Genomic DNA, 13520 nt, shown 5'->3' on the forward strand with positions numbered 1-13520 from the left:
AAAGGAGCATCAATTGATGCTCCTTTTCTTGTTAATTACCGTAAATAGGAAAGCCTATACTAAACTGTAAGAGTTTATTGATCAACATTTCGCCTTCGATATACAGATCACTCGATTCATCTAAACTATTACCAATTCCGGTCATCCATCTCATGCCAAAATTAAGCCCAGAAGGCAATTGATAGCCAACACCTAAAGCGAAGTATAATTCAGCACTGTAATGAACTTCCTTAGAATCTTGATCTCTGATACCTATGAATTCATTTAATTGAGGGTTGTTAAAGAATAATTCGGCAATATTTGTCTCAGTTTTGTATGCATCCTTTGATGATAGCAAAAAGCCTAATCCGAAGCCTCCTTCAAAGTTAAGACCAGACAATGTCTGATAGTTTAACATAAAAGGAAAATTCAAGTAATTCATTCTTCTTTTAAGCTCATACTCCACTAAATAAACATCTTGATTAAAATAAACGATTTCTACCAAGTCGAACCTTGCGCCCTGTTGAGAATACATCATTTCTACCTGTAAGCCAATTTGATCCGTAAATCGGTAATTCATTGATCCCCCAAGGTGGAATCCGGCAGAACCTTTAACATCGAAGTTGTCATAGAATTGAGCGGTTTCATCAGAAATGACGTAGGCAAAATTGCTAAAATTTACGCCTTGCTTAATGCCTATTTGAATTTGGGCTTTTGTAGCGAAGGCAAATAGTATAACTGATAAAGTTGTGGTTAATAGTTTTTTCATTTTTAAGATATTGAGTTGTTACATAGTTGCTGGATTAAAATAAAAGTCATTGATAAGTGAGGAGGTTTCCCAAGGTATTTGCCTGTTTTTAGATTTACTCATTACACTCACTCTTACTCTTTTAAAAAGTTCTTCAACTTTCAAATCTTGTTTGTAAATAGTATTAAGTATTTCCTGAGTATATAAGCCATTTTTATCATTTCCGTCCGAGGCTGTTTTGCCTGGGGCAGTTGCAAAAGCTACCAATGAACCAGCGGGAGCATCTGTTCCTGTAAGGCCAGAATTAATATCAGAAACCTCATGACCTATGTTTTTAAAAGGATTGTTCCTGCAAGCATCTAAGATCATTACGCTTGTGTTTAACTCCATTAAACTCATATTGGCAAGTAGTCTCCCCGTATCGAAACAATTGGTTTCAATCTCCTTATTAGCTTCAAGCTTGGCATCTATTGGTATCATGTAGTTTTTTCCATCATATTGGATGCCATGACCAGCATAGAAGAAGATACCTGTATTATAATCCCTAAGTTTTTCTAAATAGAAACCCAGAGTTTTTTTCATTTCCTCTTTGCTCAAATCTTTTGCTAAAATCACCTCAAACCCTAATGCGTCAAGGGCTTCTGACATTGCAGTTGCATCATTTATGGTGTTCTCAAGGTTAGTGGTGTGAAGGTATTTTGAATTGCCAATAAGCAGTGCTAAACCGCGATATGATTTCTTCTTAGGCTTGTATATGATCTTTCGCAAAAAGGTTGAGCTACCATTCGCATCTGATAATATTATTTTAATGGTATTTTCGCCCTCTCCAAGATCTACGTTCCGAATGTAGTTATAGGCACATTTCTTATCAATTAGTTTGATGTCATTTAAGTGATCTATTTCCTTTTCATTCAAGTAAAGTGATAGGTTGGCAACTTCCGCCTCTGAGCTTAAACAAACCTGTAATGAGTATTTACTGATGTCAGTTTTTTCGTAGGGTTTTTCTGGGTTTAACCATGCCAAATCAGGTTTATCAGCTTTTTGTTCTTCAAAGTTTAATGTACGACTTAAAAAATAATCAAGGTCTTTTACTACTGAATTGGTAGAATCATCTTTTACTAATTTAGACTTTTTGCTGACAAAGTTGAATTTATTATCGAGCAGAGCTTTTCCCTCTGTTTCATCCATTAAAACAAAAGAAAGGTTAGATCCAAAACCATCTCCGTAAGCTGCTTTTATGAAATATTTTTTTCCTTTTACTACACCAAAATTAACATTCTTAGAGGTGAAGACAGAGGCTTTTAACTGTAAGTCAATAGAACCTTCATTATAAACTCTATAGATTAACTTGCTGCCATTTTTTAAGGTGGCAATGGGCTTGTTATCGGCTAAAACTGTAAAAACTATTGCACCGCCCTGGTATTGCTTGGGTCTGAATATATGAAGTTCAGCATAAGCTTCTTCTATAACATTAGTATTGGATGCATAATTTAATGCTGTCAATATAATGAGTATAGCTAATGAGCTAAATAATTTGAATACCGAAAGCTTCATCAGGTTTAGTTTATCAAGGCTAAAATAAGTTAATTATTTCATTTGTGACATTTTATAGATTTAAAATGATGGGAAATCTAACTGGTAAGTCTAGTTAGCTAAAGGGTAACAGCCGTTTACATTTTCGATAAACCACTTTTAATTCTGAACATTTTTCGCTTATTTTCACTTATTAATTAAGTTATATTCAACCACTAAATAATAATATTTATGTCGTTTTGTGAAATTCGTGATTATAAAGGGGTTAAGATTGTTTATACTGATATTAAAGGAACTTCAGGTGATGAAGCAATACCCACCTTTGAGAAAGTACAAGGATTGGTTCAGAAATTTCCGGACAAGTCTGTTTTATCCTGTGTAAATGCCACTGATGCAAGATTTAACAAGAATCTGCTTTCTACAATTAAAGATACCGTAAAAAAGAATAACCCTAAGTCAAAAGCTACTACTGTTTGCGGATTAAATAAACTTTCTACGGTTATCCTTAAATCCATCATTAGTGCTACTGGTCGTCAAATGAGACTGTTTGACACAGTGGAAGAAGGCATGGAGTGGTTAGTAGAATATGAAGCTAAGAGCGCGCAAAAGTCGATGTCGGCTTAATTACTTTTTATATAAGAAATAACTGGAAATGAGTATTTGTGAATCCACGTTAATTATAACTCATTTCCAGCTATCTATTTCCTTCCTTAATAACAACCAATTGGACTACCAGGAGGCAGCTCATAAGGAGTTTTAACAGTATACTCTTTAGGATTGTCAAAGAATTCCTCTATTTGATTCACCAAGAAATCGGCAAATGCTTTTTCCTGATTTGATCGCCAGTTATTTGTACCACTCATATCCTTCTTAATGTCTTTTATGTGCTCATGAATGGCAGACAGTACCAAGGGAGAATTACTTTTGTTAAGTGCCGACTTCATCAAGGATTGTACATACACAAATTGAACAGATTGCTGTATAGCTAAATGATAATCTGAAAGATTTTCGCTATTAAATATTTCCTGCTTAAAGCTATTTAGGACTGCCGATACACCAGGATATTGAGCATCTCTGCTATTAAATTCTACCAGACGTGCCAATCGGGCTGAATGCAGAAATAAGTCAAAAGTAAAAGCTGCCAGTTGCTCCGATGCACCTAGGGCATCAAAGGTGATGCTCGTTCTGCCATTGAGTAATTCTCTACCATTATAGTAGCCAATAGGTCTCGGGTGTACTGCTGCTAATAAATCTTCAGGTAATGCAAGTGAAGCAGGCTTAACACTTTCAATAAGGCTGTTAACCGCCTGCATTTGTAACTCTGGTGATAAGATACTCATGCTCGCCTGGTTGTCTCCTTTAACTTTATAATTGTAGTCCATGCCGCCAATCATTTTAACGGCTGCCTCAGTTTGATAACGATGCATAAAGTAAATTGGAATTAAAGCCTCCTGTATTTTTGCCAATGGTTCTCCGGTTTTAATCACTGAGGCATCCATTTTATTCAATGCTACTTTTCTGACTTCTAGTAAATCATTTAGTTGAGTAGCAGCATTCTGTCCATTGTCCCAAAGGTGCGCCTGGGCATGTGCACCACCAGGATCGCGTGCATCTCTATCTGAAATAAACCTTAGTCCCTGGTCATAAGCTTCTTCCAAAATATCATTTAAGGATTCAGTCTCGCCTTCAGCATGTTCACTGTAACCATATCGTATGGCAACCTTATCCCATTCACCGATACCTGTATCATAGGCCTTGCTAATATCGATTGATCCATTTTCATTCAGTTTCACATTCGGATGAGGATAATCCATTACGGATGCGTCACCTTCGGTGCTGGCAATATAATTATGGGCTAAACCTAAAGTATGACCAACTTCATGAGCTGCTAACTGTCTTAGTCTTGCCAAGGCTAATTCTTTCATTCTAGGGTCACTATTTTTTCCATCGGTGAAAGGAGAGAGGAGGCCTGTAGCAATTAGATAATCTTGTCTTACTCGTAATGAGCCCAGGCTGACATGCCCTTTTATAATTTCTCCGGTTCTAGGGTCTACCACACTCATACCGTAACTCCAGCCTCTGGTAGATCGATGCACCCATTGAATCACATTGTATCGTATATCTAGCGGATCAGCATCTTCTGGTAATATCTTCATTTGAAAAGCATTTTTATAACCAGCTGCTTCAAAGGCTTGATTCCACCATTGGGCGCCCTCCATTAAAGCCGACTTGATAGGCTCAGGCGTGCCAGGGTCTAAGTAATAAATGATGGGTTCAACAGCTTCACTACTTTCTGCTTCTGGATTTTGCTTCTTTAGTCTGTGTCTTGTTATAAAGCGCTGAGTAATATCATCCTCTATAGGTACACCATAATCCTGAAAGCTTGTTTGAAAATAACCAGCTCGCACATCAAATCTACGCGGCTTATAATCTTCATCTGGTAGTTGAACAAAAGAATGATGCTGACGCACTGTTACATAGCCCGCATCAGGCGTTACGCTTCTTATCTCTCTTCCACTAGCCTGGCCTTTTAAGGTGATCCAACAATCAATCTCAGTATTTTCGGGAAAGTTGCGCGAGCCTTCACTGTTAAATGCTGATCGGCTTTTATCAAAGCTATAGCTTCCCTCTTTTTGTCTTTTTAGTATTTCACCAACTCCATAGGCATCATTCATGAAAAAATCCGTAGCATCTACCAAAACAGACCAATCTTCTTCTGCAACTACTTCAAAACCATAAATAATTGATTGTGCAAATGCTTCTTCAACAGCCTGCCTTTCCATTTCGTTTTCTGTGCTTGCTCTGTAGCTATAGTTGGGCTGAAACATCAACACCTTATTACCTATTTTTTTGAATTTTATGATTTTGGAGTCTCCAATTTTACCTCTGTCAAGGCCTATGTCATTCGATCCTATTCCTGCTGAGAGATAATTAACATAGATCATTTCTTCATTCAACCTGTCAATAGCCAGGTAAAGTTTACCTTTATCTGCATCGAAATAGAAATCCATAAAGCCACTGAATTTCTCAGTACCTTGAGTGAGTTGATCCCATTTGGAAGTGCCGGAATTTTCGGAACTGTTTTTATTGAAAGATTTACATCCAAATAGTAGTATGACTAGTAGAATAGGTATGATTTTTTTCATTAGTATTTAAGGATTAGCTTGAGTTTTAAATTAGAGAAAACTCTATTTATAAAGAAATTTATAATCCAATTGTATTGAAGAAATCGGCTTTATCTATAATCTTAGCTGTTAAATAAAGTAAGCGTACAATAATTTTATGCCCATAATAAAAAACACATCCTATAAACCACCATTCTTTGCTTTCAACAAGCATATGGAAACTATTATCCCCAGTGCCTTGAGAAAGGTGAAAGGTGTAAATTATGAGAGGGAAAGGATTGGCACCCATGATGATGATTTCCTTGATATTGATTGGGTGCAAAATGGCAATAAGCGCTTGATCATTGTATCACATGGATTGGAGGGAAGTTCAGATAGACCTTATGTGAAGGGTATGGCTAAAATATTTGGTGAAAATGGGTGGGATGTATTAGCCTGGAATTGTAGAAGTTGTAGTGAAGAAATGAACAGAACACCAAAGCTTTATCATCATGGCTATACGGTAGATGTGAAAACTGTTGTAAACCATGCCATTGTTAAAGGGTATGATTCGATAGGGTTGGTTGGCTTTAGTATGGGAGGAAGCCTTACTCTAAAATATTCAGGCGAAAATGGCTCAGATTTACCAGAAGCGGTAAAAGCCTGTATGGCTGTAAGTGTTCCATGTGAATTGAGTAAAAGTGCTGAACAATTGGCCGAAAGGGGAAATAAATTCTATCAGAATAGATTTATGAAGAAACTTACCTTCAAGCTGACAAAGAAGAATGAGCAGTTCCCAGGTCTAGTTGATATTGTACCATGGAAGCGTTTCAATAACTTCCATGAATTTGACACTCATTATTCTGCTAAGCTGTATGGCTTTAAAGATGGACAGGATTTCTATGACAAGGTACAATGTTTGCCATTCTTAAAACAGATTAAAATACCTTGTTTAATACTCAATGCAGCTAACGATCCTATGTTGTCAGGACTCTGTTATCCGGAAGATATAGCAGAAGAAATGGATAATATTATCTTGGAAATAAGCGATCATGGAGGGCATGTAGGCTTTCTTCAAAAAGGAAAAAAGGCTACTTATGCAGAGGAAAGAGCACTTCAATTTTTTAATGAACAAATTCATTAAATTAGCCATGTGGAAACACTGAAGAGAAATCTACTTACTAACTTTAACGATTTTTTTGGAGACTTCGGCTATCGTTCAGTTGAAGGAGAGAACTTCTATTTGCAAGAGATTTACCATAGTAAGAAGGCGATATTTCTTAACCTTACAGAATATAAAGAAGGTGTAATGGTGGAGTTTATGCTAGGTGTTTCTCACACTCCAACTGAAATGAAATTGAATGAGCTAAATGAAAACTATACTGCCAATGCTGTTCAGTTAAGTTATCATATCTACATAGATATTATAGACAATAGCCTGCCTAAACGCACATTTCTAAAAATAGGAGAGTCTACCAAATACTATTGCAGCCAGATGGAGTCCTTTTTTGTAAATGCAGGCTTTTATTGGTTAGATGAATACAGCAAGCCGAGCAAGCTGAGTAATTTAATGGCGCTTTCAATTATCAAAGACAGATATTACGATAACAATATTTGGTTGATGTGTCAACGAAGCTTATTGCTGAAAAAGTTTTTAGAAGAACCTATAACGGAGAGTTTGTTTTTTACCTATTATGAATTTCTTCAAGAAAAGAACTTTCCTGAAAGTCAATTGAGAGCATTTCTTGACCTTAGAAGTTATTTTCTATTTAAGACATAAGGTTGATGTCTAATCAGCTGCTATAAGCTTTTCGTTGCTTCTCAGTCAATAATGCTATTCCAATTTCTTTCAGATTTAAATTATCAAGGCGTTCTGGCAGATTGGATTGATTAACTAGTTCTTCACTTACCCACTTATTCGCTAGTCTTTTAATAAAATTGAGATTCATCTCAGGCCAACCTTCGTCCGGAGAGTCATTTCTTAACGTTTCTATTTCTTTGCAAAAAATTTCAAACTCATCAGAACTATGAAGTAGGTCTTCTTCTTGTTGTATGGCACGGATTACAGCCTCTCTTTTTTCAGAAAGATTAGGTTCATCATCTATGAATTCGCTCTTTAAAATGATGCTCCCTATGCTCATCTCTTCTCTTAATTCAAAGTTATCTTCATGTATATCCCAGTAACAGTTTTCGGACGACTTCACCAAAGGCATCAGGTCTTTTGGATTAAGGGGAGCAGCTAGAAAAATCTTACCTAGTCCTTGCCTGGCATCCATGCTGGCAACAGCAAGCCAACTTTCAGAAGCTAAATCATCTTTGTGCCCAATAGCAGCAATTGCTCCATTGGCTAATTGGAACTGCGCATTATTGCCACGCTTGGCTGTAGCTATTCTGTCAGGATAAGCTAAAGAGAGTAAAAAGCCGACAGCAAAACTATCTACTTCAGAATTGTCTACTTCAATTGATAATAAATTGCGGTAGCTCTTGGCAATTTTCTCAATTTTCTTGAGCGACTTACTTAACCTTTTTTCTTCTCTCAGTTGATGGAGTATAGCAATTCTAGCGCTAATGTCGGCCCCATATTGCTGATAGAAAGTGTCTTTTTCTTCCAATATAGCAGCTAGATCTGTAGCTAGTGCTAAATTTTCTTTTGCCAGCGGATGTTTAAGCATATGTGCCAGCCTTGGATGACAAGGCAGCTGATTCATGGCGCTGCCTAAATCCGTTATTTTGTCATTCTCTATTGCCTCCAATGAATTGAGAAGTTTCTTGGCTTCAATAAGTTTGTCAGAAGGTGGAGGTGTTACCCAAAAGAGTTGGTCCTTATTGTTGTCAATATTGATATGTTTAGCATATAAATCGAGCAGGAGAGGGCTTAAATCATTCACTAATATTTCAGGTAGCCTGTGAGGCCTTTTATTCTTTTGCTCACTTTCTGACCACATTCTGAAACATATACCTTCGGAGATCCGACCAGCTCTTCCACTTCGTTGGTCGGCCTCATCTTTTGATATGGGCTCAGTCACTAAACGACTCAAACCTTTTTTTGCATCGTAAATAGAGTGTCTTCCCAAGCCGCTATCAATAACTATTTTTACGCCTTCAATAGTCAAACTTGTTTCAGCTATTGAAGTAGCTAATACTACCTTTCGTTTGCCTTCACTATCCGGTAAAATGGCCTGTTGTTGTTTGTGCCAGGCTAGCTGACCATATAGGGGCAAAATCTTAATATTTTTAAGCTTTCCCTTGATGAGCTCTTGCACTTTCATTATTTCACCTTGTCCAGGTAGAAAAACCAAAATATTACCTTCAAGTGATTTTGCTGCTTTAATTATTTGATGTGCTACACTATCTTCAATAACACTTCTGTCAGCTGATTCTCCTACATAATGAATAGCTACGGGATAGGAGCGCCCCTTGCTATTAATAACTTTAGCTTTTAAGCTTTTTGCCAGATAATCTTCATTTAAAGTGGCCGACATAATAATCACCTTCAAATCTGGTCTGGATTTTTGCTGGATGGCACGTGTTAAAGCCAAGCCTAAGTCGGCATGAATAGAACGCTCATGAAACTCATCAAAAATGACAGTGCTATATCCTTTCAAATCAGGATTATCAACCAATATCCTAGTGAGTACGCCTTCAGTTACTACTTCAATTAAAGTGCTTTCGCTACGAGCTGACTCAAATCTGATACTGTATCCTACGGTCTCACCTAATTCTTCACCTAGCAAGTCAGCCATTCTCTTGGCAATTGATTTGGTGGCCAGCCTTCTGGGCTCTAGCATAATGATTTTTTCACCTGTGGCTTTTGCCCTTTCTATTAATGCCAATGGCAGTATGGTGCTTTTTCCTGCTCCGGTTTCAGCTTTAAGAATGATGGTGTTTTCCTGCTCAAATGCTTTAAGAAAATCGGGAAGTACTTTTACTATAGGGAAATCGAGCGATAAAATATCTGGCATATACTAGGTCATAAGTTTGATGATACAAACCTAACTATAATAAATAAAAAAGGTGGAGCCTAGCGGCCCCACCATCACTAAATATAACTGTATTAAGCAGTGTAACATGTAAATTATAACCAAAAACCTAAATCATGTAACCTAATAAGCTATTTAGCATCTTTAAAAACTTTGTCCTTGATTCCCATCACTTTGCTGGTCATCATTATTAATTCTACTTCTTCTTTGTCTGGCTTTATAGTCAAGCTTACCGAATTTGTAGCTGAAGTTTATACCAAACGAACGAAATGGTATTTCAAATACATTTCTTTGATAGAAATTTTCATTTTTTGTTTCAGATATAAACGGTTTTCTCTTCTGAAAAGGTTCAATAATTGATATACCAATTGAGCCTCTTTCATCAAAAATTTCCTTTTTAGCACCTATTCCGAATATTGAGAAGCCTGGATTGAAACCCTGAAGCGTTTGTCTTCTAGGTCTGGCAAATCCGAAAGCGTCTATAGTAATATCATACGGTAGTTTGATGTTAGAGTTTATGTTGCCACTCAACAAAAGCGCATCATTCTCTCTAAGCCTGCCTTGTATAAATCCTTCAGCCATTTGGTAATTAGCGTTTATTCCACCTCTTATTGTCCAGATTTTAAAGAAGGTAGTTGAAATAAAGAGGTTTGCACCAAAGTTATCTTGTGTACCAATGTTATCGAATCTCGTTGTAGCTACAGTATCCTGTTCTTGGTTTACCTCATTTACCAGAAATGATTGAATTACCTTATCTGTTTTATTGTAGAAGGTAGAGATGTTAATTGAAGTCCCTTTTACAAAAGTATTGAATCCTAACTCGAAATTATCTGATACCTCAGGTCCTAAAGCAGGGTTACCGATTGTACGGTTATTAACATTACCTATCTGTATGTAAGGATTGACATTTCGTAAACTTGGTCTGCTTATTCTTCTATTGTAAGCTAATTTGACAGATGAGGTTTTACCGAAGCGCTGATTCAAAATAATGCTCGGTAACCAGTTGTCATATTCTAATGTATCGCCATCGAAATTACTGGCTTCATCATCTCGGAAAGAACCGCTAATGTCGGTAAACTCATACCTAACACCGGCAATCATCCCTAACTTCTTGGTGATGTTATATTGAGTAGAAACGTAACCTGCAAATACATCCTGATTATAACTAAACACATCTGATCTGTCTGGAACAATTGTGTAGCTATTACCGCCTTCAGCTTGATTGCTATAAGCAAAATCGCTTTTAATATCTCTCAGGATTGATTTAACACCAGTCTCCAGTTTAAACTTTTCACCCATTGGATGAGTATAATCTAGCTGTATAGTGTTTTCTCGATTATTGCCATCATTATCATTTTTGGCAACTTCATACTGACCAGCCAGGTCGTTCTCATCCTGACGGATAAGAAACTGCGTATTGTTGATGTTTCCATCTATTTTGTAACTCGCTGAAAATTCACGACCTTCCTGCTCAGGAAATTTCATCACATAATCCAAAGACCACTCATAGCCACCATTTTGGGATTCGGTATCAGTGAATCTGTCGTACGTATTTTGTAGGTTGCCATTTCTTAGATTTTCTACTGTATTAACTCCTTCATTTGATGAGTTAAAACCTCTAAGCCTAATGGAGGTAGATAAACTATGGTAAGCATTGAAGTCATAAAATGCACCTGCGTTACCGAAATAGCCTACTCTCCAGCTTTCAGAGCCGCCAAACTGATTAAGTGTTGAAGTATTGCCCAGAGAATCGGTTGATGTCTGTGTAAAGTCGGTAATGGCAGTTTGTGGCCAGCTTTGAAATGAGCTTGCATTTAAGTTGAAACCAAAACGACCTACGCCTGCATTGATTCCTAATACTTCTCTATTGATACGAGTACCAGCCGTTACATCTACATTTCCTGCAAAGCCTTGTGGGGTTTTCTTTTTTGTAATAATGTTAATGATACCTGCTGTACCTTCACCATCGTATTTAGCTGAAGGAGAGGTGATTACTTCGACACTTTTTATTTGATCAGCCGGTATCATTTTAAGCGCGTCTCCCGGGCTGCTACCAAACATGCTGCTTGGCTTCCCGTTGATAAGAATCTGTATATTCTGACTTCCTCTTAGAGAAACATTACCATCCTGATCTACAGATAATAATGGCGCTCTTCTTAACACATCAGAGGCATCACCGCCCACATTGGCAACGTCTTGCTCAGCATTGTAAACTATTCTGTCAATTTTATTTTCAATGGTTTCTCTTTGTCCAGATACTACTACTTCATCCAACTGATCTGTATCTGTTTCAAGCTTTACCTGATTAAGTTCCACATCCGGTACTTTTGGAGTTAGCTCAATTTGCTTTGAAAATTTTGCGTAACCGACAAATGAAACCTCCAATTGGTAAGTGCCTAATTTTAGATTTACCATTTTGAATGAACCATCATCTTCAGTAATTACACCATTTACTGTTGAGCCATCTTTAGGGGACTTCAATACAACTGTGGCATAAGGAATAGGATCACCTGATGCCCCATCAGTTATAATCCCTGTTACTTTTCCGGTTATTTGAGATTGTCCGCCATAACCGCCTGGTCTTTGAGCAGCGGCAGTAAAAAGGCAAAAAGTAAAAAGGACTAAGAGTAGTTGTTTCTTCATGTTAATAGGTAAAAATAAATCTGTTCTTTTAATTTAGGCTATACAAATTAGACTCCCTTAAAATTCAGAAGTTACATATTATCCATAAATGGTAAGCAGCCTTTTTTTAACATGCCTTTATGTTATATGAGTGGGAGCCTAGTTTTAGGCCGTCTGTATTGAATTTGGAGCTTTTTGTTGGATAAGTATCCTTTTCTGATCGTAGAGTAAATAGCTAATACATACGATGGCAGACGAAATATCAGCTATAGGAAAAGACACCCAAATACCATTTAACTCATAAATACTAGGAAGGATAAGTAGCAATGGAATAAGGAAGAATCCTTGTTTAGTTAATGTTAGTAATAGGGCGGATCTTGATTTTCCGATGGCCTGATAATAGGCAGAGCTTATCAACTGTAATGCAATAAGTGGTGTAGCTAGAAATACTGTTCTCAAGGCAGGTACCGTTTCATTAATTAAGCTGATATCATCAGTAAATATTCTGATGATTTGTGGCGTAAAAATCATGATGAGCGCATAAATACTTGCTGAAATAATGGTGCCGGCAATAATAGCATTTCTTAAAGTTAGACGTACGCGCTTCCAAAGCTTTGCACCAAAGTTATAGCCAACTATTGGCATAGAACCTTGCGTTATCCCCAATGCCGGAACATTTACCAACATCATCATCCGGTTAATGATACCATAAACCGCAATGCTGCTTTCTCCACCATATTTAAAAAGTGAGTTGTTTAATACTAGAAATAATAAACTAACAACCCCTTGGCGAACAAATGTAACGGAGCCAATAGAAAACATTTCCTTATTGATTGATGAGCTGGGTACTAAATCTTTTAAGCTTAATTTGATACCTGCTTTACCACTTATAAAGAAGTAAGCGGCATATGTTGCACTCATAAAATAAGAACCGGTTGTCGCCCAGGCTGCTCCTTCTATCCCCATATTAAAATATACTATAAGAATGGGGTCAAGAATCATATTGACGATAGCTGGAACTACCATCACAACCATGGCTACTTTAGGATATCCGACTGCGCGGATTACGTTATTTGACATCATGGAAAATGCCAAAACGGGAATTCCTATTAATATAATGCTAAAATACTCTACTGTTGGTCCGAGGATATCTCCTTTTGCGCCAAATAGTTTGAGCATAGGCTCAATAAAAACGAAACCAAGCACACAGAATAGTATTCCTAGCGCAAATGTTGCTGTCAGCTGATTACCTAAAGTATGATTAGCCTTTGAAGGCTTTCCAGCCCCCAGCGCTCTTGAAATAATAGAGGCGCCACCAATACCAATCCCCATACCAATAGATGATATTAAGAAGGTGATGGGTATTACTACTGTTATGGCGGCAATTCCTAATTGGCCAACATAATTTCCTACAAATATGGTATCAACTATACCGTAAATTGAAAGCATTAAAATGCCTATACCTGAAGGAATTGACTGTTTTCTCAGTAATGTGTTGATTGGCTCTTTGCCAAATGCCTCGGAATTGCTCATGAAGTGTTTTTAGCTTTGCCT

9 protein-coding genes are annotated in these 13520 nt (G+C 37.2%); 3 read left to right on the forward strand and 6 right to left on the reverse strand.

All coding sequences use genetic code 11. From position 1 onward, the window contains the following. Positions 1–31 precede the first annotated feature (31 nt). Entirely contained in the window at positions 32–748 is a 717-nt protein-coding gene (locus JKP34_RS10295; RefSeq protein WP_201920675.1) for a porin family protein, read from the reverse strand. A gap of 18 nt (positions 749–766) precedes the next feature. Continuing rightward, positions 767–2281, reverse strand: coding sequence for a caspase family protein (locus JKP34_RS10300; protein WP_201920678.1), 1515 nt, complete (start codon positions 2279–2281; stop codon positions 767–769). A 210-nt stretch (positions 2282–2491) separates the two neighbouring features. Here JKP34_RS10300 and JKP34_RS10305 point away from each other — a divergent pair, with 210 nt between their 5' ends. Continuing rightward, a complete protein-coding gene (locus tag JKP34_RS10305) occupies positions 2492–2884 on the forward strand; it encodes a hypothetical protein (RefSeq protein WP_201920680.1) in 393 nt (130 codons plus the stop codon). A gap of 86 nt (positions 2885–2970) precedes the next feature. On the opposite strand, the gene JKP34_RS10310 is transcribed toward JKP34_RS10305, so the two are convergent. Further along, positions 2971–5406 (reverse strand): zinc-dependent metalloprotease, encoded by a 2436-nt coding sequence (locus JKP34_RS10310; protein WP_201920684.1) that lies wholly within the window; start codon positions 5404–5406, stop codon positions 2971–2973. Positions 5407–5542: 136 nt separating this feature from the next. Between JKP34_RS10310 and JKP34_RS10315 the strand changes: the two genes are divergently transcribed. Together JKP34_RS10315 and JKP34_RS10320 are read left to right on the forward strand one after the other, a co-directional pair. Further along, positions 5543–6508 (forward strand): YheT family hydrolase, encoded by a 966-nt coding sequence (locus JKP34_RS10315; protein ID WP_201920688.1) that lies wholly within the window; start codon positions 5543–5545, stop codon positions 6506–6508. A 9-nt stretch (positions 6509–6517) separates the two neighbouring features. Then, on the forward strand, positions 6518–7144 hold the full coding sequence (locus JKP34_RS10320; RefSeq protein ID WP_201920691.1) for a hypothetical protein: 627 nt from the start codon (positions 6518–6520) through the stop codon (positions 7142–7144). A 13-nt stretch (positions 7145–7157) separates the two neighbouring features. On the opposite strand, the gene hrpB is transcribed toward JKP34_RS10320, so the two are convergent. The 3 genes from hrpB to JKP34_RS10335 all read right to left on the reverse strand — a co-directional run bounded on the left by hrpB (position 7158) and on the right by JKP34_RS10335 (position 13499). Further along, positions 7158–9326, reverse strand: a complete 2169-nt coding sequence (gene hrpB / locus JKP34_RS10325) for an ATP-dependent helicase HrpB (RefSeq protein ID WP_201920694.1) — start codon at positions 9324–9326, stop codon at positions 7158–7160. A 162-nt stretch (positions 9327–9488) separates the two neighbouring features. Further along, the gene (locus JKP34_RS10330) at positions 9489–11987 is read right to left on the reverse strand and encodes a TonB-dependent receptor domain-containing protein (protein ID WP_201920697.1); all 2499 of its coding nucleotides are present in this window, start codon (positions 11985–11987) and stop codon (positions 9489–9491) included. A gap of 144 nt (positions 11988–12131) precedes the next feature. Beyond that, positions 12132–13499, reverse strand: a complete 1368-nt coding sequence (locus JKP34_RS10335; RefSeq protein WP_201920700.1) for an MATE family efflux transporter — start codon at positions 13497–13499, stop codon at positions 12132–12134. Positions 13500–13520 lie beyond the last annotated feature (21 nt).

The organism is Marivirga atlantica (assembly GCF_016734805.1).
In the GTDB taxonomy this organism is placed as follows: Bacteria; Bacteroidota; Bacteroidia; order Cytophagales; family Cyclobacteriaceae; genus Marivirga; species Marivirga atlantica.